Origin of the sequence: Streptomyces albiflavescens (assembly GCF_014645835.1) — a bacterium.
Taxonomy (GTDB): domain Bacteria; phylum Actinomycetota; class Actinomycetes; order Streptomycetales; family Streptomycetaceae; genus Streptomyces; species Streptomyces albiflavescens.
On the sequence record NZ_BMMM01000001.1, the window covers coordinates 1,051,770 to 1,074,747 of the forward strand.

The following is a 22,978-nucleotide window of genomic DNA, read 5'->3' on the forward strand; positions in this document are numbered from 1 at the left end:
TGCGCCGATCCTGCAGAAACACGCGTCGAACGTGCAGGAAACGGAACGTCAACGGCCCCGACACTCGGTGGCAGACGTCCAAGGACCCACGGCTCACGCGAAGGCGGACAACGATGAGGAACTTCGTCTACACCTCCCACCCCTCACGGGTCATCTTCGGCACCGGAACGGTCGGCCAGGTCCGCGACGAAGTCGAGCGGCTCGGCTGCTCCCGCGTCCTCCTCCTGTCCAGCCCGCCGGTGGCCAAGGCCGCCGCCCGAGTCCGTGACATCCTCGGGGACCTCACCGTGGCGGAGTTCGACGGTGCCGTGATGCACACCCCGGTGGAGGTCACCGAGCGAGCGCTCGCCGTGCTCCGGGAGCACTCCGCCGACTGTCTGGTCGCTGTCGGCGGCGGTTCCACGACAGGGCTGGCCAAAGCACTGGCGCTGCGCACGGATCTGCCGCAGCTGATCCTTCCCACCACGTACGCGGGTTCCGAGGTCACCCCCGTGCTGGGCGAGACGCAGGGCGGACGCAAGACCACACAGTCCTCGGCCGCGATTCTGCCCGAGACCGTCGTCTACGACGTCGAGTTCACCCGGGACCTGCCGGTGGACATGTCGCTCACCAGTGCCGTCAACGCCCTGGCCCACGCCGTCGAGGCGCTGTACTCGCCGCAGGCGAACCCGGTGATCGACGCCCTCGCGCTCGACGCGGTCGCCCGGATCGCCCGTGCCCTGCCCGCTCTCGTCGCCGAGCCGTCCGACACCGAGGCACGCGCCGACCTCCTGCATGCCGCCTGGCTGGCAGGCACCTGCCTCGCCTCTGTCGGAATGGGCCTGCACCACAAGCTGTGCCACACGCTGGGCGGTGCGTACGGCCTGCCACACGCCGAGACACACACGGTGATCCTGCCGCATGCCATGGCCTACAACGCCCCTGCCGCCCCGGACGTCATGAGCCGCATCGCCGAAGCACTCGGCGTGCAGGACGCCCCGAGCGGAGTGTTCGACCTGATCGCCTCCCTCGGCGGCCCCACCTCGCTGGCCGCAGTGGGCATGGCGGAAGCGGATCTGCCGCAGGCCGCGCAGCTGGCCACGGCCACGCCGTACCCGAACCCCCGGGAACTGACGTCCCAGGGCATCGAGGACCTGCTGCGTGATGCCTGGCGGGGCCGCCGTCCGGCGGTTCCCCCGGTCCAGGCCCCCTCGGCACTCGAGACGCCCACGGACCTGGAGCGCCTGACCGATCAGGTGGTGGCGAGCTTCGCGGACACACCCGATCCGCGGGTCGGGCAGCTGCTCGATGACCTCGTACGGCACCTGCATCACTTCGTGACGAGCAATGACGTCACCGAATCCGAGTGGCAGTACGCCGTCGACTTCCTGACCCGTACCGGGCAGATCTGCACCAGCACCCGCCAGGAGTTCGTGTTGCTGTCCGACACGCTCGGGGTCTCCAGCGTCGTCGATCTGCTCACCAATTCACGCACCCCCGAAACCACACCGTCGGCCGTCCTCGGACCGTTCTACACGGACGGTCCCCCGGAGACCGCACAGGGCGACGACATATCTCTGGGGGTCGCGGGCACTCCGCTGTGGGCCGACATCCGAATCACCGACACGGACGACCGGCCCGTACCGGACGCCGTCGTGGATGTCTGGCAGGCGAACAAGGACGGGTTCTACGACGTCCAACTGCCCGAGTGCGAAGGGCCGGTGCTCCGGGGCCGCCTGCGCACCGACGAGCAGGGACGGCTGCGCTTCTGGAGCATCCTGCCGGCCGAGTATCCGATCCCGGACGACGGGCCGGTGGGACAGATGCTCAAGGCGGTGGGCCGTCATCCCTACCGTGCCCCCCACCTCCACTTCATGATCTCCGCACCGGGCCACCAGCGCCTGGTCACCCAGTTGTTCGTGAAGGGCGGCCGCTACATGGACTCCGACACCGTGTTCGGAGTCAAAGAGGGCCTGGTCGTCGACTTCGCGCCCCGCGTCGGAACGCCCCCGGGCGGCCGTGCGATCGACGGGGAGTGGCGCAGCCTGCAATTCACCTTCCGTATCGCCCGCCTCGCCGACGAACCCGCCCGCTGATCAGGAGCAGTCCCATGGAATCGACCCACGCCTACGACACCGACGTCCTTGTGGTCGGCAGCGGCCCCGCCGGCGGATCCGCCGCCCTGCTCCTGGCCACCTACGGAATTCGCACGCTGCTCGTCACCAAGTACGGCTGGCTGGCCAACACCCCCCGCGCGCACATCACCAACCAGCGCACCATGGAGGTGCTGCGCGACCTCGGTGTGGACGCCGAAGCCGCCGCGGCCGGCAGCCCCGCCGACCTCATGGGCGACACCGTCCTGTGCACCGCCCTGACCGGTGAGGAGATCGGCCGGATCCGCAGCTGGGGCACCGGCCCGCACACGGCCACCGAGTACGGTGCGGCCAGCCCCACGCAGATGATCGACCTGCCGCAGACGTACCTCGAACCGATCCTGGTCAAGAGCGCCGCCGCGCGCGGAGCCAAGGTCCGCTTCGACACCGAGTTCCTCGACCTGGAGCAGGACGCCGACGGTGTCACCGCTCGGCTCCGGGACCGGGTGCGCGGGGACGAGTTCACCGTGCGGGCCCGCTATGTGATCGGTGCGGACGGCAGTCGCAGCCGGGTGGCGGAGCAGATCGGACTGCCGATCGCCGGGCAGAGCGGCAAGGCCGGCAGCATGAACATCACGTTCAAGGCCGACCTGTCCCGGTATGTGGCCCACCGCCCGAGCGTTCTGTACTGGGTGCTGCGTCCGGGCGCCCACATGGGCGGCATCGGCATGGGCCTGGTGCGCATGGTGCGGCCGTGGAACGAGTGGCTGCTGGTGTGGGGGTACGACATCGACCAGCCCCCGCCCCAGATGGACGAGGCGACGGCCCGGGACATCGTTCACGACCTCATCGGCGCCCGGGACATTCCCGTCGAGATCACATCGAGCTCGCTGTGGACGGTCAACCACAGCTACGCCACGACGTACTCGGCCGGGCGTGTCTTCTGCGCCGGAGACGCGGTGCACCGGCACCCGCCGTCCAACGGTCTCGGTTCCAACACCTCGATCCAGGACTCGTACAACCTGGCATGGAAGCTCGCCATGGTCATCCGTGGTCAGGCCGGGCCGGGCCTCCTGGACACCTACACCGCGGAGCGGGCACCGGTCGGCAAGCAGATCGTCGATCGCGCCAACCTGAGCCGCGATCAGTTCGGCCCGATCTTCCAGGCCCTGGGCCTCGACGGATACAGCGCGGACGACGACATCGCGAACGGCCTCGCCGCGTGCCGCAGCGAGACGGCCGACGGCAGCAAGCGGCGGCAGGCGCTGGAGGAAGCCATCCAGCTGAAGAACTACGAGTTCAACGCCCACGGTGTCGAGATGAACCAGCGCTATGTGTCCTCCGCGGTCGTCCAGGACGCCGGCCCCGCCGAGGTGTGGACAGGGGACCCGGAGCTGAACCACCAGCCCACGACCCGCCCCGGTGCCAAACTGCCGCACGCCTGGCTCGTCGACAACGACGGCCACCGCCTGTCCACGCTGGACGTCGTCGGCAAGGGAACCTTCACGCTGGTGACCGGGCCGTCCGGCGGCGTGTGGGGGGCCGCCGCGGCCGCCTGCGAGTCCGCCCTGGGTGTTCCTCTCAAGTACGCGCGCATCGGCGGCGAGAACAGCCGCGACGCCTACGGCGAGTGGCGCCGGGTATCAGAGGTCGCCGAGGACGCCTGCCTGCTCGTCCGCCCGGACGGATACATCGCCTGGCGGTCCTCCACGACGCCGGAGGACGAATCCGCGGCCGAGGCCGAACTGCTCGGCGCGCTGAGGACTGTGCTCCAGCGTTGACGGCGGGGCCCGGGCCCCCCACAGAACCACACGAAAAACCGAGGCAGACGCCGGTCCGGCGAGCTGCCCGAGCCGAACGGAGTGCAGTGCCCATGGACAAGGTGGTTGCCACCGCCGAGGAGGCGCTGGCCGGTGTCGAGGACGGAGCGTCGCTGGCCGTCGGCGGCTTCGGCCTCAGCGGTGTCCCCAACGTGCTGATCCAGGCGCTGTACGCGACCGGCGCGAGCGGGCTGAGCGTGGTGTCGAACAACTGCGGTGTGGACGGCGGCGGCCTCGGCATCCTCCTCGCCGCGGGTCGTATCGCCCGTGTCACCGGCTCATATGTCGGCGACAACAAGGAGTTCGCCCGCCAGTACCTCTCCGGGGAACTGCTGCTCGAGCTGACGCCGCAGGGCACGCTCGCCGAGCGCCTGCGTGCCGGCGGCTGCGGAGTCCCCGCCTTCTTCACCCCCGCCGGTGTCGGCACCCAGGTCGCCGAGGGCGGTCTACCCTGGCGCTACGCACCCGACGGCACCGTGGCAGTCGCCTCACCGCCCAAGGAAACACGCGAGTTCGACGGCCGGCGTTACGTGCTCGAACGCGGCATCACCACCGACTTCGCACTGGTCCGGGCCGCCAAGGGCGACCGCCACGGAAATCTCGTCTTCCACCGCTCGGCCCGGAACTTCAATCCGCTGGCCGCCATGGCCGGCCGCGTCACGGTCGCCGAAGTGGAGCACCTGGTCGAGCCCGGCGAGCTGGACCCGGACGAGATCCATCTCCCCGGCGTCTTCGTCCAGCGGGTGGTCGAACTGACGCCGGAGCAGGCCGCGGACAAGCAGATCGAACGGCGCACGATTTCCGCGCCTCCGACACGAGGGACGGTGCACCGCTGATGACTTGGACCAGGGACGAGATGGCCGCACGAGCGGCGGCCGAAATCCGGGACGGCGACTACGTGAACCTCGGCATCGGACTGCCCACGCTGGTCCCCCAGCACATCCCCGAAGAGGTGCATGTGGTGCTCCAGTCGGAGAACGGTATCCTCGGTGTCGGCCCGTACCCGGCCGACGAGGACGTGGACCCGGACCTCGTCAACGCGGGCAAGGAGACGGTCACGGTGCTGCCGGGCGCGAGCTTCTTCGACTCGTCGTTGTCCTTCGGGATGATCCGAGGCGGTCACATCGATGCCGCGATCCTGGGAGCCATGCAGGTCTCCGCCGCCGGCGACCTCGCCAACTGGATGATCCCGGGCAAGATGGTCAAGGGCATGGGCGGCGCGATGGATCTCATCCACGGCGCCCGGCGGGTGATCGTCGTCATGGACCACTGCGCCAAGGACGGCAGCCCGAAGGTCGTAGAGGCATGCACCCTGCCCCTGACCGGCAAGGCATGCGTCGATCGCATCATCACCGACCTCGGTGTCCTGGACGTCACCGAGGACGGTCTCGTCCTCGTCGAGACGGCTCCCGGCGTCAGCGCCGACGACATCGTCAGCCGTACCGCCGCGGGCGTACGCGTGCCCGACCCCGTCGGATGACCGCGGGTCGGCTCCCCCCGATCGCCCGCCGGCCGGGTTTCCCGGACAGCACCCCGGACCGGCGGGCCGACATCCCTCACCTTCCGCTTCTCCCTCGCCACCCCAAGGAGTCCCGATGAACGAGCGCCTGCGGGACGTCTACGTCGTCGACGCCGTCCGTACACCGATCGGCCGCTACGGCGGCGCGCTGTCGTCAGTGCGCCCCGACGACCTCGCCGCCGGCGTGCTGCGCGGCCTGCTCGACCGCAGCCCCGCCCTCGACCCCGCCCTCGTCGGCGACGTGCTCTTCGGAAACGCCAACGGTGCCGGGGAGGAGAACCGCGATGTGGCCCGCATGGCCGTTCTCCTGGCCGGCCTGCCCGTCGCAGTCCCCGGAGCCACCGTCAACCGACTGTGCGGCTCGGGTATGGAGGCCGTCATCCAGGCCGCCCGCGCGGTGGCGCTCGGCGATGCCTCCATCGCCGTCGCAGGCGGAGTGGAGTCCATGAGCCGCGCCCCCTGGGTCCTGCCCAAACCGGACCGGGCCTTCCCCGTCGGCAATCAGCAGCTGTACTCCACCACCCTGGGCTGGAGGATGGTCAACCCGCGCATGCCCGAGGAATGGACCATCCCGCTCGGCGAGAGCGCCGAGCTGATCGCCGACAAGTACCGAATCACCCGCGAGACGCAGGACGCCTTCGCGCTCGCCAGCCACGAGAAGGCCTCGCGGGCGTGGAAGGACGGTGCGTACGACGCAGAGGTCGTCCCCGTCGACGGCGTTGACCTGCCCCGTGACGAGGGAATCCGGGACGACACGTCCCTCGAGGCGCTGGCCCGCCTCAAGCCCGTCTTCCGCAAGGGCGGCACGGTCACGGCCGGCAACGCCTCGCCCCTCAACGACGGCGCGGCAGCCCTGCTGCTGGCCGACGAGGCCGGGCTGGCCGAGATCGGCCGTGAGCCGCTGGCCAGGATCCGGGCGAGCGCTGTGACCGGTATCGACCCGCAGTACTTCGGTCTCGGTCCGGTGGACGCCATCCGCAAGGCGCTGACGAAGGCCGGGCGCGACTTCCACGACCTGCACACCGTCGAGCTCAACGAGGCCTACGCCGCACAGGCGTTGGGCTGCCTCGCGGCCCTGCCCGACCTCGACCCCGGCCTTCTCAACCCGAGGGGCGGCGCGGTCGCCCTCGGGCATCCCCTCGGTGCCTCGGGCGCCCGCATCACCGGAGCAGTCGCCCACCAGCTCTCGGCGGCGGGGTCGGGCACGGGTCTGGCCGCGCTGTGCATCGGTGTCGGGCAGGGCATGGCCCTGATCCTGGAACGCTGAGTCACGCCCGGATCCCGGAACGCTGAGCGACCTCCGTTCCTCGGTGACCCTCGTCACCGAGGAACGCCGACGCCGACGCCGACGCCAACGCCAACGCCAACGCCAACGCCAACGCCAACGCCAACGCCAACGCCAACGCCAACGCCAACGCCAACGCCAACGCCAACGCCAACGCCAACGCCAACGCCAACGCCAACGAGAGAATGTCGCAGGACACGCGGGACATCCCTGCGATCCCCCCACCGAACGCGTCTGCATCCGCAGGGAGTTGCACCCGAAATCCGCAGGGAGTCACACCCTCATAGCGGGCGGGTCTCCCGGAAAACGGATCAGGATGAGTGAGACGTGATCTTTCGCTGATCCCCGCATGGTCCTCGGCCTTCGGCCACGGCCGTTCCACAAGGGCGCCGACAGAGAAATCGGCCTCTCATTCCAGCGCGTGGAGAAGTGGTCGGATTACTGCCCAGGGCCAAGTGGTCGGACGGATCCACGTTGCGGGAACGACGAACCGAAATTCCACGAGCCCGGCTTCGCGAATACGGGGATTCACCCTCAGCGACGGTGGCCCTCGTCCTGGCGATCCGAGTGCTCGCGGATGCTGTGGTGCACATCGTTCGAGACGTGCCGCTGACCGGAGTCGCCGGGGTGCACGAATGCCACCAGCTGATCCTTGATCCAGGGATCGAACATCGCCAGCTGGCCTGCGACCCAGGGGTCGATGTGATCATGCGCACTCCGGTGCACATCGGTGTAGGCGGCCCGGGCGGGGATGTGTCCGTCGGCCGGAAGTGGGAGACGCCACCCGATCGACCCGAACCTGGATCGGCCGACGCGAGGACGCCACACCTCCGATCGCCGATCAGTACCCTCGGCAGCCCGGAAGCCCGGAAGGCGGACATCCCGGTGCGCCGGGTCGCTCAGCCTCCAGGGAATGGCCACCCGCAGCACGATGTTGCTCCGCTCGACAGCACCCGCAGAGACTCCAAGGAGGCCGACCGTGTACAGCGACCCGGCAACGATCCGCAAGATCCTCACCGAGCTCGGCGACACCTGGGCAATCGTCGGCCTCTCGACGAACCAGCGGCGCGTGGCATACGGCGTTGCGGACGTCCTCCAGCGTTTCGGCAAACGCGTCGTTCCCGTCCACCCCAAGGCCGAGACGGTCCACGGTGAGAAGGGATACCCGACCCTCTCCGCGATCCCCTTCGACGTGGACGTCGTCGATGTATTCGTGAACAGCGACCTCGCCGGCCCGGTCGCCGACGAAGCCGCCGCCATCGGCGCCAAGGCCGTTTGGTTCCAACTCGACGTCATCGACGAGGCCGCGTACGACCGGACCCGGGCATCCGGGCTCGACATGGTGATGGACCTCTGCCCGGCCATCGAGATCCCGCGGCTCGGCTGACCGGCTGCCGCCTCCGAGGTAAATACGGTTGACGTCCCGTGGGCGACACCGGTTTTCTGCACCTCGTGCCCATCCTTCGCATCGAGCAGCCGGACGACGAAGCCCGTCTCAGGGACTGGCAGCACGTCCACAATGTGATCGTCCCGCCCGCCGCCATGTCGCTCGACGACGTGCGGGAGCGCGTCCGCCGCAACCACCTGGAGGTCGCGTATCTCGGCGACGTCCTGGTGGGCTGCACGACGGTGCGCCCGCCCACGAACGAGACCGCCACGGCCACGGTGATCGCGCGCGTGCTCGCCGAGCACCGCGGGCAGGGCTTCGGCGAGGAGCTGTACGCACGCGGGCTGGAGCAGGCGCGCGAGCTGGGCGCCGAGGTGATCGAGACGGTCGTCCTGGCGGCCAACGAGGACGGTCTGCGGTTCGCGCAGAAGCGCGGGTTCGTCGAGATCGAGCGGTATGTGCTGCCGGGCGAGACCGCCGAGTGGATCGACCTGCGGCTGGCCTGAGGCTGTCACTTCCCCCGGTCGAGGAAGTCGGCGACGGTCTCGCTGAAGCCGTCCGGATCGTCGAGCCACGGGAAGTGACCGGCGTCGGGCTGGACGGTCAGTTCGACCTGGGGGAAGAGTTCCGCGATGGCCGCGGCTACGCGCGGCAGCGGGCCGCTGTCCAGCGCGCCCGCGAGGAGCAACACCCGCGCGCCCCAGGCGGCGACGACCGCGCGGGCCTCGGCGGGACGGAAGGCACCGGAGGACGCGTACAGTTCGGCGGCCTCCTCATTGGTCTGCGCGGTGTCGGTCGCGGCATGCGCCTGGGCGACCGCGTCCCAACGGCCATAGAAGAAGGGGACGATGGCGTCCCAGTCGGCGTCGCTCACCGAACCGGCCCAGATGCGTTCGTAGGCCTCGTGGGCTGCCTCGAACCACGGCTCCGCCTTGCGCAGGGCGGCCGCCTCCCTGCGGTGCTCCTCGGTGAAGTCGACACCGAGGGCGCGCGCACGGGCGGTGACCAGGGTGAGGGAGCGGACGCGCCGCGGGTACCCGGCCGCGTACAGGAGGGCCAGGTCGCCGCCCGCCGAGTGGGCGAGCAGATCGACGCGTTCCAGCCCTAGGTGCGCGCGGAGTGCCTCGACGTCGCCGACCTGCCGGTCGCAGCGGTATGTCACCGGATCGGCCGGGACGCCGGAGTCGCCGGTGCCCCGCAGGTCGAGCCTGATCAGCCGGCGGTGCCGTGACAGTCCACCGAGGTCACCGAGGTAGGCGGAGGCGCGCATCGGCCCACCGGGCAGGCAGAGCAGCGGCTCGCCCACCCCCGTGACGTGGTAGGCGAGTTGGGTCCCGTCGGGGGCGGAGAAGGTGCGCATGGGGCCATCCTGATGACCGTGTGACGATCACGGCAAGCGGTTTGCGCGGCGGGCGACGGGGCAGCCGCACACGTGCCCCACTGCGCCCTGTGGGGACTCCGTCCGATACGCCCGCACACACATGTTCACCTTTACTCCGGCATGCGTGGGCCTTGTTTCCGGTTCGCCGTGTGTACGCCACGCCGTCTTCGCCCTCGGTGTCCTGGGCCCGGCCCGGGTTGAGGCCACGCCCGACGGCGACGGCGGCAGCGACGCGCTGGGGTTCACCCGGGCCGGGCTCTGCCCGGACCCGAGCATCGTGGGCGCGGCGGCGAACCTGCTGGAGGCGGGTGAGGACGACACCGACGACTGAGCGGGGCGACGACCATGGGGGCGTACGGCCTCCTGGTCGCCCTCAGTCGTGGGTGGGCCGGTCGTTGATCCGGTGGTCGGCGAGGCTCAGTGCCTCGTCGACCACCCGGCGCAGATGGCCGTCGCCGAGCGAGTAGATCACCCGGCGGCCCTCCTTCCGGGTGTTCACGAGCCCGGCGAGCCGGAGCCGGGCCAGATGCTGACTGACAGCGGGACGCGCGGCACCGCATGCCTCTGTGAGCGTGGTGACGTCGGCCTCGCCGCCGGTCAGGGCATGGAGCAGCGCGAGACGCGTGCGATCGCCGAGAAGAGCGAGGAGTTCGGCGGCAAGCGCGAACTGCTCCTCGCCGGGGGTGCGCGGGTGCGCATCATGCGCAGGTGATAGGTGCATGCGTGCGCTCATACGCACATAATGGCCTTGTGGGCACCGACACGTCCACTCCCGCACGGCGGAAGGGGTCCCACGTGAACGACCGGCACCACCACGAGCACGGCAACGAACAGCCGCACGCACACGAAAAGCCGTACGAGCACGGGCACCGCCACGGGCACCCGCACCGCCATGAGCACGGCCCGGATCGTCGGCACGGACACGAGCACGGCCCCGATGACGCGCACGGCCCGGATGGCCCGCACGGACACGAGCACGGCCCCGATGACGCGCACGGCCCGGATCGCCCGCACGAACACGACCGCACTCACCGGCACCCGCACGGGCACCCCCACGCTCACCCCCACCCGCACGCGCACGCCACCCTCGCGAGCCGCCTGCGCCACCTTCTCACCCCTCACTCCCACGAAACCGCCGACAAACTCGACTCCGCGCTGGAGTCGTCGGCCCGAGGTATGCGGGCGCTCTGGCTCTCCCTGGCCGTCCTCGGCACAACGGCCCTGGCGCAGGCGGTCGTCGTGGTCGTCTCGGGGTCGGTCGCACTGCTCGGCGACACCGTGCACAACGCCGCCGACGCGCTGACGGCGCTGCCGCTCGGGATCGCCTTCGTACTGGGCCGCCGCGCGGCGACGCGCCGCTTCACCTACGGCTACGGGCGGGCGGAGGACCTCGCCGGCATCGTGATCGTGCTGACGATCGCCGCGTCCGGGACGTTCGCGGCCTGGACGGCGGTCGACCGGCTGCTCGACCCGCGGCCCATGCGGCACATCCCGGTCGTCGCGGCGGCCGCACTCATCGGCTTCCTGGGCAACGAGTGGGTGGCCCGGCACCGCATCCGCGTCGGCCGCGAGATCGGCTCCGCCGCACTCGTCGCGGACGGACTGCACGCCCGAACGGACGGATTCACCTCGCTCGCCGTACTGGTGGGCGCGGGCGGTGCCGCCCTTGGCCTGCAACTGGCCGACCCGCTGGTCGGGTTGGCGATCGCGGCCGCGATTCTGCTGGTGCTGCGCGATGCCGCCCGCGAGGTGTTCCGGCGCGTGATGGACGCCGTCGAACCGGAGTTGGTGGACCGCGCCGAGCGGGCGCTGCGGCAGGTCGAGGGGGTACGCGACGTGGGTGAGCTGCGGCTGCGCTGGATCGGGCACCGGCTGCGGGCCGAGGTGGCGGTCGTCGTGGACGGCGAGGCGACCGTCCGCCGGGCCCATCGCATCGCCGTGGACGCCGAACACGCCCTGCTGCACGCCGTCCCGAAACTCACCGCCGCTCTGGTCCACGCCGATCCGGCACCGGCCCCCGGCGAGACGGATCCGCATCTGGCGCTCGCCCACCACGCACCGTCGTGATCACGAGGCGGCACGCCGAAGACCCGGTGAGCCGTGGGTGACCGCATCGCTCGTCGAAGAACACGAGGCGGCACGCCGAAGACCCGGTGAGCCGTGAGTGACCGCATCGCTCGTCGAAGAAGGTGTCGCCGGACGCTGCGGACGCGGGTACGACTTCGACGGCACCGAAGGCGACGTCAGGACTCCCCCGCACTCACACCGAGCCCGTCCAACACCACCGCGTTCGGCAGCTCCGCGAACACCTTCCCCGGCACCAGCAGCTTCCCGCGCCGTCGGCCGCTGCCCACCAGGACGTACGGCAGCTCGACGACGGCCGAATCCACCAACACGGGCCAGTCGCCCGGGAGTCCGATCGGCGTGATGCCGCCGTACTCCATGCCGGTCTCGCCGGTCGCCGTGTCCATCGGCGCGAACGAGGCCTTGCGGGCGCCGAGCAGGCGGCGAACCGCGCCGTTGACATCGGCGCGGGTGGTGGAGAGGACGACGCACGCGGCGAGCGTGGTCTCGCCGCCGCGCCTGCCCGCGACGACCACGCAGTTGGCGGACTGCTCGAGCAGCTCCTGGCCGTAGTGCTCGACGAACGTGGCGGTATCGGCCCACTGCGGATCCGTGTCGACATAGACGATCTGTTCGGCGGGGATGCTGCCCCGCCACTCGCGTACGGCGTCGGCGACCGGGCGAATCAGTTCGTCGAGGCACTCGGGGGCGGGCGTGGCGTGGTCGAAGTGTCCGATGGGTGCGCGCATGACCGCACGCTAACAGCCGAGTCGGCGCCACCCGCCGGGCGTCTCATTGCACGAGCGGAACGGACACCGCCATGATCATCTCGACCGGCACATCGCCGTCATTTCCGTACGTGTGCGGAGTGTTGGCCTCGAAGGAGGCGCTGGCGCCCGCGGGGACGCGGTGCTCGACTCCGTCGACCGTGAGGGTCAGTTCGCCCGCCATGACATGGACGAGCTCGACGGTGCCGGTGGGATGCGGGTCCGAGGGGCTGGCCTCGCCGGGCATGAGCCGCCAGTCCCACATCTCCAGCGGGCCGGGCGCCTCGGTGCCCGCGAGGAGCCGGTTGTAGCTCCCCGCGTCCGTGTGCCACAGGCGCACGGCCTGTTCGGCCGGGACGACCCGGACCTTGGGGCCCTGCTCGTAGTCGAGGAGGGTCGTGATGCTGACACCGAGGGCGTCGCCGATCTTGACGACGGTACCCAGGCTGGGATTGGTCCTGGCCTGCTCGATCTGGATGAGCATGCCGCGGCTGACTCCGGCGCGAGCGGCGAGCGCTTCCAGGGTGAAGCCACGCTCGGTGCGCCAGCGCTTCACGTTGCGCGCCAGGGACTGAGTCAGCAGGTCGAGGTCCGACACGTTCCGTCCAATATTCTGGATGACAGAGTTCAATCTGGTGAACTATCGTGTGGTGCACCTGATCGTTCACCGAACTGTACTGCGAGGTACCCCGTGACAGCACTCTTCGCCCTGGCCACCAGCCTCCTGTGGGGCCTGGCCGACTTCGGCGGAGGCCTGCTGACCCGGCGTACGCCCGCTCTCACCGTGGTCGTCGTCTCGCAGACCATCGCAGCGGTGGTGCTCGGCGCGATCGTGGTCGCCACCGGTGGCTGGAGCGCGGCGGGGCCACAGCTGTGGTTCGCGTTCGCCGCGGGACTGGTGGGGCCGGTCGCGCTGCTCTCGTTCTACAAGGCGCTCGCCCTGGGCCCGATGGGGGTCGTCTCCCCGCTCGGCTCGCTGGGCGTGGCCGTCCCCATCACCGTGGGACTCGTCCTCGGCGAGCGTCCCGGGCTCACCCAGTTCGCGGGCATCGCGGTCGCTGTCGTGGGTGTCGTGCTCGCGGGCGGACCACAGCTGCGCGGCGCCCCCGTGCAGCGGCAGGCGATCCTCCTCACGCTGCTGGCGGCGCTCGGTTTCGGCACGGTGTTCGCGCTGATCGCGGAGGCGTCCTCGTCGGTCACCGGGCTGTTCCTCGCGCTGTTCGTCCAGCGCGTGACCAATGTGGCGGTGGGCGGCACGGCCCTCTTCGTCTCCGTGCGGCGTGGCGCCCGGGCCCTCCCCGAAGGAGGTTTCCCCTGGGGCTCCCTCCCCGCACTCGCCTTCGTCGGCCTCGCCGACGTCGCGGCCAACGGCACGTACTCGGTCGCCGCCCAGCACGGTCCGGTCACCGTCGCCGCCGTCCTCGCCTCGCTCTATCCGGTGGTCACGGCCCTGGCCGCACGCGGCATCCTCAGCGAACGGCTGCGCGGCATGCAGGCGGCGGGCGCGGGCCTCGCGCTGGTCGGCACGGTACTGCTCGCCACCGGTTGAGGGCCCTGAGGGCTCAGGACTCGGCGCGTACGTCCCCGGAGGCGCCCTCGGCATCGAGGTCCAGCTCCGCCAGACGCGCCGCGGTCTCCTCGTCCATCCCCGACAGCGCCAGCAACTGTTCCGGCGTCACCCCGTCGGGAATCGGCACCGGCGCCGGCGTCCGCAACGGCGGCTGCCACCCCTGCACCGGGTCCCAGCGCCGGACGACGCGCGCGGGGGCGCCCGCCACGACCGAGTGGTCGGGCACCGCCCCGCGGACCACCGCACCGGCCGCCACCACGACGTTCCGCCCGATCCGCGCGCCGGGCAGGATCACCGCCCCGGTCCCGATCCAGCAGCCGGGCCCGATCTCCACCGGCTCCATCCGCGGCCACTGCTTGCCGATGGGCTCGTGCGGATCGTCGTACGAATGGTTGGTGGACGTGACGTACACATACGGCCCGAAGTAGCAGTCGCTGCCGATCGTGACCGTCGTGTCGGCGATGACGTGACTGCCGCGGCCGAGCACCACGCCGTCGCCTATGCGCAGGATCGGGTCGGGGCCGAGGTCGAGGTCGGGCATCAGACCGGCGGTCAGTGTGACCTGCTCGGCGACGATGCAGTGGGCGCCGAGGTGGATCCACGCCTCACCGAAGACCGTGCCGAGCGGGAAGGCCAGTCTGGTACCTGTTCCCATGGCACCGAAGCGGAATCGCCCCGGGTGCTCGGCCGTGACCGCACCCGTGCGCTGCACCCAGGCCCAGCCCGCGTGGACGGCGCGCTGCGCGAGGCGGCGCCGCCATGATGAGAACGTGTTCTTGCTCCTGGGCACCCGCTCACGGTACTCAGCGCACGGTGCGCCGATGACGTCGTACGGCTGTGATCTTCACCCCACCGGGGCCGCAACCGATGGCATACGGTGCCGGTGTACCGAACTGCGAGGAGACGGTGATGACGCAGCAGGCGCTGATCATGGGGATCGGCGGCAAGGATCCGCAGGTGGGCCAGGAGGCGTTCGCGGCGCCCACGTCCGTGGTCATCGGGGACGTCACGCTGCACGAGGGAGCGAGCGTCTGGTACGGCGCGGTGCTGCGCGCCGACTGCGGGCCGATCGTCATCGGCGCCAGCAGTAATGTCCAGGACAACTGCAGCCTCCACGTGGACCCGGGTTTCCCCATCTCCATCGGCGAGCGCGTCTCCATCGGGCACAACGCCGTGGTGCACGGCGCGACCGTCGAGGACGACTGCCTGATCGGCATGGGCGCCACCGTGCTGAACGGCGCGGTGATCGGCGCCGGTTCGCTGGTGGCCGCGCAGGCCCTGGTGCCGCAGGGGATGCAGGTGCCCCCGGGTTCGCTCGTCGCGGGCATCCCCGCCAAGGTCAGGCGCCAACTGACCGACGAGGAGCGCGAGGGCATCTCGCTGAACGGCACGCTGTACGTGGAGCTGGCAAAGGCACACCGCGAGGCGCACGGCACCTTGTAGAGGCGCACGGCACCTTGTAAGGGGTGCGGGGGCGGCGCGGCCGGCCTCAAGCGGCCCGCCGTTCCGAACCGACAGAACCTACTCGGCGGCGGGCACCGGCTCGGGCTCCGCCGCCTCGCGCTCCGCCGCGGCTTTCCTGGCCTTGCGGCGAACGATCAGCATCGAAGTGAGTCCGATGAGCACCGCCGCCACCAGCCCGAGCCACGAGAACCGCTTGAGCCAGGACTCGGCGACCACACCCACGTAGTAGATGACCGCGGTCGTACCGCCGGCCCAGATGATGCCGCCGAGCACGTTGGCGATCAGGAACTTCCAGTACGGCATCCGCAGCACACCCGCGAGCGGACCCGCGAAGATCCGCAGCAGGGCGATGAAACGGCCGAAGAAGACGGCCCACATGCCCCACTTCTGGAAGGACCGCTCGGCGGTGGCGACATGGCCTTCGCTGAAGTGCTTGGGGAACTTGGCGCCGAGCCAGGCGAGCAGGGGGCGTCCGCCCTTTCGGCCGATGGCGTAGCCGATGGAGTCGCCGACGATCGCGCCGAGGCTGGCGCACGCCCCGAGGATGACGGGGTTGATGCCCGCGTGCTGCGAGGAGAGCAGGGCCGCCGAGACCAGGATGATCTCGCCGGGCAGCGGGATGCCCAGGCTCTCCAGGCCGATGACCAGGCCCACCAGCGCATAGATGCTGACCGCGGGCACCGTCTCGAGCCACTCCTGGACGTGCAAGGCCGGTTCCTCCCGTTTCACTGTGCGTGCCCCGGGCGTGCACCGTGCGTGTGCCGTACGTGATCACCCGGCGTGCGCTCCCCCCTTTGGCGCACGCCGGGCAGCCTACCTGGTTCGCCTTACGAGACGGAGTCCCAGAGGTCGCACCGGTGCTCGTGAGCGACGGTGGTGCTCAGGGTGTTTCCGCCCGCGGAGGCGGTCCGCAGTGAGAGCACCGCACCGGTACGGTCGGGCATCGCGGGCTGTCCGTCCGCCCGGGGCACGCCACCCCGGACGAAGGATCCCCAGTACTGCACCATCTGCCTCGACAGCACCCGCTGCTCCGCGTTCAGCGGTGTTGCGAGCCCGAAGTGCTTGAAGAGGTACTGCACCTCGTTGACGTGGGTCGCACCGAAGTCGAAGTCCGTGTGCAGATTGCGCAGCGAGGCGAAGGGCGGCGAGGTGCGGTCGGCGAACTCGTACGCGTAGACCGGACCGCGAGCCGCGAGCGCCCCGTCGAGCCGGAGCGCCGGGCAGGCCATCAGATAGTCGCCGAAGGCGGTGCCGTACGCGATCGTGGGCGAGTCGGCCGGCGGCCCCCGCCGAGCCGGTAGTTGACGGTCACGACGACCGCGCCCGTCTGCCGGGCGAAGGCGTCGGGCACGACGTCCTCGCCCGCGCCCGCGGTGAGCCCGCCGCCGTGCAGCCAGACCATCACCGGACGCCCTCCGGCGCCCTCGGGGACGTACACATTGAGGTCGAGACAGTCCTCGGTGTGGCTGGGCTGTTCGTATCCGGGGTCCCAACTCGCCGTCTGCATACAGCGGTTGACGAAGTCCTTCGTGGTGCGCACACCGTGCCAGGGCTCGACGGGCCGAGGGCTCTTCCAACGGAGATCGCCGACGGGCGGCTCTGCGTACGGGATGCCGAGGAACTGCCGTCCCTCGGAGGTGGTCTCGCCGCGGACCCAACCCGCGTCCGTGCGCACGAGGGTGTGCCGCGCGGAAGAAGCGGAGGCGGACTGGGCCGGTGCCGCGCCGACGAGGACGGTGGCGAGGGCGGTGAGCCCGATGCCCAGGCGTCGTATCACGCGCTCACCTCCGCGGTCGTCTTCAACCGAAGATCGCGCGAGGACGCACCCACCCATAGAGTGCGGTGCCCGGTGCCGAGCACCCAGTCGTGCCGCTTCGCGTCCCAGGACGAGAGTGTGCGCGCCGACACCCGCACGGTGACCTGGCGCCGCTCCCCCGCCCGCAGCGCGAGCCGTCGGTAGCCGCCCAACACCCTGACAGCCTGGTCCAGTTGGAGATGCGGCGAACGGCCGACGTAGACCTGGGCGACCTCGATGCCGTCGCGTCGCCCGGTGTTGCGCACCGTGAAGGTCACATCGAGACCGTGGTGGGCTCGGCGTACGCGCAGATCGTCGTACGCGAAGGACGTGTACGAGAGCCCGTGCCCGAAGGGGAACAGCGGGCGCATGCCCTCGGCGTCGTACCAGCGGTAGCCGGCGTGGATGCCCTCCGAGTACTCCTCGGTGCCGTCGACGCCCGGATAGCGGCGTGGATTCCCGGCGACCGGATGGTGTTCGTCGTCGACCGCGAAGGACTGGGTGAGCCGTCCGCCGGGGTCGCAGTCACCGAACAGGACGGCGGCGGTGGCGGCCGCGCCCTCCTGGCCCGGGTAGTACATCTGGAGCACGGCGGCCGTGCGGTCCAGCCAGGGCATGGAGGTCGAGGACGAGGTGTTGAGGACGACGGTGGTACGAGGGTTCGCCGCCGTCACCGCCTCGATCAGCCGCGCCTGGTGACCCGGGAGCGCGATGGTCGTGCGGTCCAGGCCCTCGGTCGCGTCCTCGTAGGCGAACAGGACGGCACTGTGCGCGGCCCGCGCGGCCTTCACGGCCTCGGCGACGTCCTGCGCGCGGGTCGCGCCGGTGATGCGTCGCAGCCGGAAGAGCTGCCCGCCGCTCCCGCCCTTCGCGGTGATCCGAAGCTGGTGCGCGCCCTTGGCCAGGTCGAGGGTCTTGCGGCGCACGGACAGGCCGTCGGGGGCGGCCGAGACGAGGCCGCCCGAGAAGTACTCGCCCAATCCGGGTGCCACCGGGAAGAGGTCCTCGCCGTCGAGGACCACCTTGGGGCGCTCGCCCGAGTAGTGGATGACGAAGGTCCACTCGTCGGCGTCCGCGACCGTCAGCGTCCCGTCGTACGTCCAGGTCCGGCCGGCGGCGACGGCCTGGGCCTCGGTGTTGAAGGCCGGGCTCGGGGCGCCCGCCGGGATGGGCTTTCCGAAGAGGTCCTCGCCGAGCGAGTACGAGACACGGGCGCCTCGTCCCGCGCGGGACTTGATGGCGTCCAAGGGGCTGTCGGCCCGGTCGGGGACGACATGCGCGCTGCCGCCGCCGCTGACGAAGGGAAGCGAGCCGGTGGGTCCGACGACGGCGATGCTGCGGGCCGCGGCTCCGGTCAGGGGCAGCGCGTGGCCATCGTTGCGCAGCAGGGTCGCCCCGGCCTTGGCGACCTCCAAGGCCACGGCGGCGCCCGCCTTCGGGGCGCGGCCCGGGCGGGGCGGGGCGCTTCCGTCGAGCAGCCCGAAGCGGTCCATCACCGTGAGGACGCGGCGCACGGCGCGGTCGACGTAGGTTCCGGAGACGCTGCCGTTCTGGACGGCCGACTTCAGGGCGGAACCGAAGTAGGTGCCGTCGGGCATCTCCATGTCGAGGCCCGCGGTGAGCGCGGCGGCGGTGCTGTGGGCGGCGAACCAGTCGGTCATCACCCAGCCGTCGAAGCCCCATCGGTCCCGTAGGACGTCGGTGAGCAGGGTCTTGTTCTCACAGGCGAAGGTGCCGTTGACCTTGTTGTACGCGCCCATGACAGCGCCGGAACGGGCGGCGATCGCCGCCTCGAAGCCGCGCAGTTCGACCTCGTGCATGGTCTGCTCGTCGACCCGCACGTCGATCGACATGCGGTCCTTCTCCTGGTTGTTCAGCGCGAAGTGCTTGACGGTGGCGATGAGGCCCTCGCCCTGGATGCCGCGGATCTCGGCCGCGACCAGGTCGCCGGCCAGCAGCGGGTCCTCGCTGAAGGTCTCGAAGTTGCGGCCCGCGTACGGGGTGCGGATGAGGTTGACCATCGGGGAGAGCAGCACGTCCTGGCCCAGGGCGCGGCCCTCGCGCCCGATGACCTGGCCGTAGCGGCGGGCGAGACCCGGGTCGAAGGCGGAGGCCAGCAGGACGGGGGCGGGCAGGGCCGTGGCGTGCTGGGTGACGCGGACGCCTGCGGGCCCGTCGGCGAGTCGGAGCGGAGGGATGCCGAGGCGCGGGACTCCGGGCACGTATCCGGCTTGGCCGAGCGAGTCGGGGTCGGTGGCACCGTGCAGCAGGGAGATCTTCTCGTCGAGGGTGAGCTTCCCGATCAGGCCCTCCACGCGAGGGCCGGCGCCGGATCTGGACTCGGCGTAGGCGAACGGGGCGGAACCGGTGCCGGCGGCCGCCGTGGCGACCGCGATGGCGCCGCCCAGCAGTCGCAGGGTCGATCGCCGGGAAAACCCATCGGAAGCAGCGTGGGACATGAGCCGTCACTCCTTCGGTGCGCGGGCACATCGTTGTGGACCGCGTGTACACGTGCCAACGGACGTCACGTTCGGCCTTTGAACGCACTGTCCCTCAGGGTCGGCTTGACATGCCGTCAGGCATCACGGGTACGGCGCGAAAACTATGACCGGAGGTGACTCGTGTCAATGAAGTGAACAGAAACAGCTGACACACCGACAAGAACCGAAGGGGCCCTCGCCGCGGAGCGCGGCTGGAACCTGCTGAGCACCGGCACCCACCCCGGATACACCGTCACCAACCCGCAGACCGCGGGCGCGAGCCGCGGGCGCGACAAGCCGAAGCGGTCTCTGCTCAACGCGCTCGGCTTCCTGCCCAAACAGCAGGTCGAGCAGGGCACCGAACCGCTCCTGTACGCGGCGACCAGCCCCGACGCCGTGGCGGGCGGCTACTACGGTCCGGGCTGCCGCTTCGGTCTGGTGGGCCCGACGAGACCACGGCCCGTATCACCCGCAGGGCTCTGGACCCGGCGGTCAACGCCCGGCTGTGGACCGAGGCGGAACGCCTCACCCGCGTCGCCCTGCCCGCGACGGCCGCCTGAGGAGCTGCGTCGCGAGCAGCAGGGTCGGCGAGCCCCGCATGAACGACCAAGGGCCTCGACCGGGTCGCGCGACCCGGTCGAGGTCCTGCGTACGGCGCGCGGCTCAGCCGTTCGGGCGGAGCGTCCAGACGACCGTCATCTCGCCGGTCACGGCACCGTCACCGCGCTGGATGGCGATGGCGACGGGGAACTCAGGGCGCTGCCCTGCGTCGAGTTCGGCGACGACATCGGCGGCGGGCCGACCGAGCGTCGCGGTGGCCGTGACGGGTCCCATCGCAAGCTTCTTGTACGAGATTTCGGCGCTGACCGCGAGCGGCACGGCGCGCGAGAGCTGCTCCCCGAACGCGGCGAGGACGATCGCCCCGCTCGCCGACTCCCCCAGCGTGAACATCGCTCCGGCGTGTGGCCCGCCGACATGGTTGTGGTAGTCGCTCTGGTCCGGCAGCGCCACTACCGCCTTCTCCGGACTGGTCTCCACGAACTCCAGGTTCAGGGTCCGGGCCATCGGCACGGTGGCGGCGAGCATCTCGCCGATCGTCATCTGGTCTGCGCTCATAGCGCCATGTTACCCGTGAGTAGCAATCCTTGACCAGCACCCGCTGGTGATCGCCGTATCGTTACGCCGCATGTGGCCAGGAGAGCAGCCGCCAGGGGGCGCGCAGAATTCGCAGCGGAACATCGGCGGCGGGCAACCGCACGCGGGAGGGGGGCAACCGCACGCGGGAGGAGGGCAGCCGAATCCGTACCAGCAACCGGGATATCAGCAGCCCAATCCGTACCAGCAGCAACCGGCACCATGGAACGCCCCGACAGTCACGGCAGGTCCTGGGGCACCGCCACCGACCGGCGGCGACGGCAACAGGACGAAGGTCATCGCGATCGTCGCGGCGTCAGCTGTCGTGATCGCCGCCGGAGTGACCGGATTCGTCCTGCTCGGCGGCGGCAAGGACGACAGGACCGACCCCGAGCCGACCAAGTCCCCGTCCCAGCAGTCGAGTCCGGCGAGCGACCCGCGAGGCACCGACGGCGCCGACAAGCCGACCGTCGCCGGCTGGAAGACCGTGGTGAACCCCAAGCGCGGCATCGCCTTCGACGTGCCCGCGGACTGGGGGCTCAAGTCGACCGGCTGGGTCACCTACGTCGCGGAGAACGACGACCCCGAGGACAAGCCGCTCATCGGTGTCGCAGCCCCCGCGCTCCTCAAGGAGAAGTGGTGCGGCTCCGACGAGGACAAGGACGGCACCGAGGAGTACACGGTCCTCGCCGGCGCAGGGACCAAGCTCAACAACGGTGCGAAGAGCCCCGAAGAGGCCGCCCGTGACGACGCGGCGACGTGGGTCTACGGCGCCTACACCCAGCCCGACAAGAAACTCGTCACGTCCGGCGCGATGGAGTCGTACACGACGAAGTCCGGGATCAAGGGCAGCCTGGCCACCGCCTCGTCGTCGGGTGTGCAGAAAACGAAAAAATGCGCCTCCGACGGGAAGGCCACAGTCTTCTCCTTCAAGGACCCCTCGGGCGACATCGTGTCGTGGGAGTTCTTCGGCGCCAAGGGGGTTTCCGAGGAGGTATCGGACGCGACGGTGCGGAAAATCGTCGCCACCGTACGCCTCTACAAGGTCCCGTCAGACTCCTGACCGGTACATGCCTGACGAATCGCGGTGACCGAAACGTGTCACAGGCGGCACTAGGGTTACCGCCCATGTGGCCAGGACAGCAGCCGCCCGGGGGCGAGCAGAACCCGCAGGACCAGAATCCGTATCAGCAGCCGGGGTACCAGCAGCCGAATCCCTACCAGCAGCCGGGATACCAACAGACCGGCGGGCAGCCGGGATACCAGCAGCCCAACCCGTACATGCAGCAGCCCGGTCAGGCGCAGTGGGGCGCCCCCTCTCCCGCGGGGGCGCCCGAACCCCCCGGCGGTGGCGGGAACCGGACGAAGGTCATTGCCATCGTGGCGGCCACGGCCGTGGTCGTGGCCGCCGGTGTGACCGGCTTCCTCGTCCTCGGCGGCGGCAAGGACGACAAGGCGGACGGCGGCAAGGACTCGAAGCCGTCGGTCAGCCCCTCGCAGGACCCGAGCGCGTCGGCCTCGGACAACAACCCCCGGGGCGGCGACGGGGAGAAGCCGACCATCGCCGGCTGGAAGGTCGTCGTCAATCCCAAGTGGGGCACCGCGTTCGACGTTCCGGCGGACTGGGAGGTCGAGTCGCCGGGTACGTCGATCGGCTTCGAGAAGCACAACGCCAAGGCCGGCGACAAGCCCATCATCATGATGTCGGCACCCGCGTACTTCAAGTCCAAGTGGTGCTCGTCCGACGACGACAAGGACGGCCGTACGGAGGACACCGCTCTCGGCGCCGCGGGCACCAAGGGCGCGAGCGGAGCCAAGAACACCGACGAGGTCGCCGTGAACCAGGTGCCCTGGTGGGTCTACGGCGGATACACGCAGCCGGACAAGAAGAGCATCACCTTCGACAACAAGGCCAAGCCGTACACGACCAAGTCGGGCGTCGAGGGCAGCGTCGCCTGGGCCAGGTCCAAGAACACGCCCCAGAAGGGCAAGTGCGCGAGCGACGGCAAGGCCATCACGTTCGGGTTCAAGAACGCCGCGGGCGACTACGTGGCGTGGAACCTCTACGGGGCCACCGGCGTGGACCACGAGATCCCCGACGCGACCATCCTGAAGATCCTCAGCACCGTGCGGCTGCACGGCGATCCGACGGAGTCCTGAGCCTGCGTCCTGAGCCAACCGGCCGGGTGCCCGGCCCATTTGCGGACCGCCGTGGCACTCGGGTCCCGGGCCCCTCTATC

At 70.5% G+C, this 22,978-nt stretch carries 24 protein-coding genes; 13 read left to right on the plus strand and 11 right to left on the minus strand.

Annotated elements, in window-relative coordinates:
• The first annotated feature begins 113 nt into the window (after positions 1-113).
• From IEY95_RS04575 to IEY95_RS04595, 5 genes are all read left to right on the plus strand, one after another.
• Positions 114-2,075, plus strand: a complete 1,962-nt coding sequence (locus IEY95_RS04575) for a maleylacetate reductase and hydroxyquinol 1,2-dioxygenase domain-containing protein (protein WP_189184487.1) — start codon at positions 114-116, stop codon at positions 2,073-2,075.
• A 14-nt stretch (positions 2,076-2,089) separates the two neighbouring features.
• Positions 2,090-3,853, plus strand: coding sequence for an FAD-dependent oxidoreductase (locus tag IEY95_RS04580; protein WP_189184488.1), 1,764 nt, complete (start codon positions 2,090-2,092; stop codon positions 3,851-3,853).
• A 92-nt stretch (positions 3,854-3,945) separates the two neighbouring features.
• Positions 3,946-4,728 carry a CoA transferase subunit A gene (locus IEY95_RS04585; protein ID WP_189184489.1) on the plus strand — a complete coding sequence of 261 codons (783 nt, stop codon included), beginning with the start codon at positions 3,946-3,948 and terminating at the stop codon, positions 4,726-4,728.
• A complete protein-coding gene (locus IEY95_RS04590; RefSeq protein ID WP_189184490.1) occupies positions 4,728-5,372 on the plus strand; it encodes a CoA transferase subunit B in 645 nt (214 codons plus the stop codon). The genes IEY95_RS04585 and IEY95_RS04590 overlap by 1 nt, the downstream gene beginning before the upstream one ends.
• Before the next feature lie 115 nt (positions 5,373-5,487).
• On the plus strand, positions 5,488-6,678 hold the full coding sequence (locus tag IEY95_RS04595; protein WP_189184491.1) for a thiolase family protein: 1,191 nt from the start codon (positions 5,488-5,490) through the stop codon (positions 6,676-6,678).
• Between the two features lies 1 nt (position 6,679).
• Here IEY95_RS04595 and IEY95_RS04600 read toward each other — a convergent pair whose 3' ends face one another.
• The gene (locus IEY95_RS04600) at positions 6,680-6,895 is read right to left on the minus strand and encodes a hypothetical protein (RefSeq protein WP_189184492.1); all 216 of its coding nucleotides are present in this window, start codon (positions 6,893-6,895) and stop codon (positions 6,680-6,682) included.
• A gap of 780 nt (positions 6,896-7,675) precedes the next feature.
• Between IEY95_RS04600 and IEY95_RS04605 the strand changes: the two genes are divergently transcribed.
• Together IEY95_RS04605 and IEY95_RS04610 are read left to right on the plus strand one after the other, a co-directional pair.
• The gene (locus tag IEY95_RS04605) at positions 7,676-8,083 is read left to right on the plus strand and encodes a CoA-binding protein (RefSeq protein WP_189184493.1); all 408 of its coding nucleotides are present in this window, start codon (positions 7,676-7,678) and stop codon (positions 8,081-8,083) included.
• 65 nt (positions 8,084-8,148) lie between these two features.
• Positions 8,149-8,589 (plus strand): GNAT family N-acetyltransferase, encoded by a 441-nt coding sequence (locus IEY95_RS04610; protein ID WP_189184649.1) that lies wholly within the window; start codon positions 8,149-8,151, stop codon positions 8,587-8,589.
• A 5-nt stretch (positions 8,590-8,594) separates the two neighbouring features.
• Here IEY95_RS04610 and IEY95_RS04615 read toward each other — a convergent pair whose 3' ends face one another.
• Entirely contained in the window at positions 8,595-9,443 is an 849-nt protein-coding gene (locus tag IEY95_RS04615) for an alpha/beta fold hydrolase (protein WP_189184494.1), read from the minus strand.
• A gap of 145 nt (positions 9,444-9,588) precedes the next feature.
• On the opposite strand from IEY95_RS04615, the gene IEY95_RS04620 reads away from it, so the two are divergent.
• Positions 9,589-9,795 (plus strand): hypothetical protein, encoded by a 207-nt coding sequence (locus tag IEY95_RS04620; protein ID WP_189184495.1) that lies wholly within the window; start codon positions 9,589-9,591, stop codon positions 9,793-9,795.
• 42 nt (positions 9,796-9,837) lie between these two features.
• Here the strand turns inward: IEY95_RS04620 and IEY95_RS04625 are convergent, their stop codons facing one another.
• On the minus strand, positions 9,838-10,197 hold the full coding sequence (locus tag IEY95_RS04625) for an ArsR/SmtB family transcription factor (protein WP_189184496.1): 360 nt from the start codon (positions 10,195-10,197) through the stop codon (positions 9,838-9,840).
• Positions 10,198-10,259: 62 nt separating this feature from the next.
• Between IEY95_RS04625 and IEY95_RS04630 the strand changes: the two genes are divergently transcribed.
• Positions 10,260-11,531, plus strand: a complete 1,272-nt coding sequence (locus IEY95_RS04630; protein WP_189184497.1) for a cation diffusion facilitator family transporter — start codon at positions 10,260-10,262, stop codon at positions 11,529-11,531.
• 176 nt (positions 11,532-11,707) lie between these two features.
• On the opposite strand, the gene IEY95_RS04635 is transcribed toward IEY95_RS04630, so the two are convergent.
• Both IEY95_RS04635 and IEY95_RS04640 read right to left on the minus strand, forming a co-directional pair.
• Entirely contained in the window at positions 11,708-12,277 is a 570-nt protein-coding gene (locus IEY95_RS04635) for a YbaK/EbsC family protein (protein WP_189184498.1), read from the minus strand.
• Between the two features lie 43 nt (positions 12,278-12,320).
• Positions 12,321-12,893 carry a helix-turn-helix domain-containing protein gene (locus IEY95_RS04640; RefSeq protein WP_189184499.1) on the minus strand — a complete coding sequence of 191 codons (573 nt, stop codon included), beginning with the start codon at positions 12,891-12,893 and terminating at the stop codon, positions 12,321-12,323.
• A 93-nt stretch (positions 12,894-12,986) separates the two neighbouring features.
• Between IEY95_RS04640 and IEY95_RS04645 the strand changes: the two genes are divergently transcribed.
• Entirely contained in the window at positions 12,987-13,844 is an 858-nt protein-coding gene (locus IEY95_RS04645) for an EamA family transporter (RefSeq protein ID WP_189184500.1), read from the plus strand.
• Positions 13,845-13,857: 13 nt separating this feature from the next.
• On the opposite strand, the gene IEY95_RS04650 is transcribed toward IEY95_RS04645, so the two are convergent.
• On the minus strand, positions 13,858-14,655 hold the full coding sequence (locus IEY95_RS04650) for an acyltransferase (protein ID WP_189184501.1): 798 nt from the start codon (positions 14,653-14,655) through the stop codon (positions 13,858-13,860).
• Between the two features lie 119 nt (positions 14,656-14,774).
• On the opposite strand from IEY95_RS04650, the gene IEY95_RS04655 reads away from it, so the two are divergent.
• Positions 14,775-15,308, plus strand: coding sequence for a gamma carbonic anhydrase family protein (locus tag IEY95_RS04655; RefSeq protein WP_189184502.1), 534 nt, complete (start codon positions 14,775-14,777; stop codon positions 15,306-15,308).
• Positions 15,309-15,386: 78 nt separating this feature from the next.
• Here IEY95_RS04655 and IEY95_RS04660 read toward each other — a convergent pair whose 3' ends face one another.
• The 5 genes from IEY95_RS04660 to IEY95_RS04675 form a co-directional block, all read right to left on the minus strand.
• Complete coding sequence (locus tag IEY95_RS04660) at positions 15,387-16,037, minus strand: DedA family protein (protein WP_189184503.1); 651 nt, start codon at positions 16,035-16,037, stop codon at positions 15,387-15,389.
• Between the two features lie 119 nt (positions 16,038-16,156).
• Entirely contained in the window at positions 16,157-16,558 is a 402-nt protein-coding gene (locus IEY95_RS48730; RefSeq protein ID WP_229702552.1) for a carboxylesterase family protein, read from the minus strand.
• Positions 16,558-17,106, minus strand: coding sequence for a carboxylesterase family protein (locus tag IEY95_RS48735; RefSeq protein WP_229702553.1), 549 nt, complete (start codon positions 17,104-17,106; stop codon positions 16,558-16,560). The genes IEY95_RS48730 and IEY95_RS48735 overlap by 1 nt, the downstream gene beginning before the upstream one ends.
• Positions 17,103-19,583 (minus strand): beta-glucosidase family protein, encoded by a 2,481-nt coding sequence (locus tag IEY95_RS04670; RefSeq protein ID WP_189184504.1) that lies wholly within the window; start codon positions 19,581-19,583, stop codon positions 17,103-17,105. The genes IEY95_RS48735 and IEY95_RS04670 overlap by 4 nt, the downstream gene beginning before the upstream one ends.
• A gap of 684 nt (positions 19,584-20,267) precedes the next feature.
• Positions 20,268-20,705, minus strand: coding sequence for a DUF4442 domain-containing protein (locus tag IEY95_RS04675; RefSeq protein ID WP_189184650.1), 438 nt, complete (start codon positions 20,703-20,705; stop codon positions 20,268-20,270).
• Between the two features lie 85 nt (positions 20,706-20,790).
• Here IEY95_RS04675 and IEY95_RS04680 point away from each other — a divergent pair, with 85 nt between their 5' ends.
• A complete protein-coding gene (locus IEY95_RS04680; RefSeq protein ID WP_189184505.1) occupies positions 20,791-21,801 on the plus strand; it encodes a DUF8017 domain-containing protein in 1,011 nt (336 codons plus the stop codon).
• Positions 21,802-21,866: 65 nt separating this feature from the next.
• A complete protein-coding gene (locus IEY95_RS04685) occupies positions 21,867-22,898 on the plus strand; it encodes a DUF8017 domain-containing protein (RefSeq protein ID WP_189184506.1) in 1,032 nt (343 codons plus the stop codon).
• The last annotated feature ends 80 nt before the right edge of the window (positions 22,899-22,978 follow it).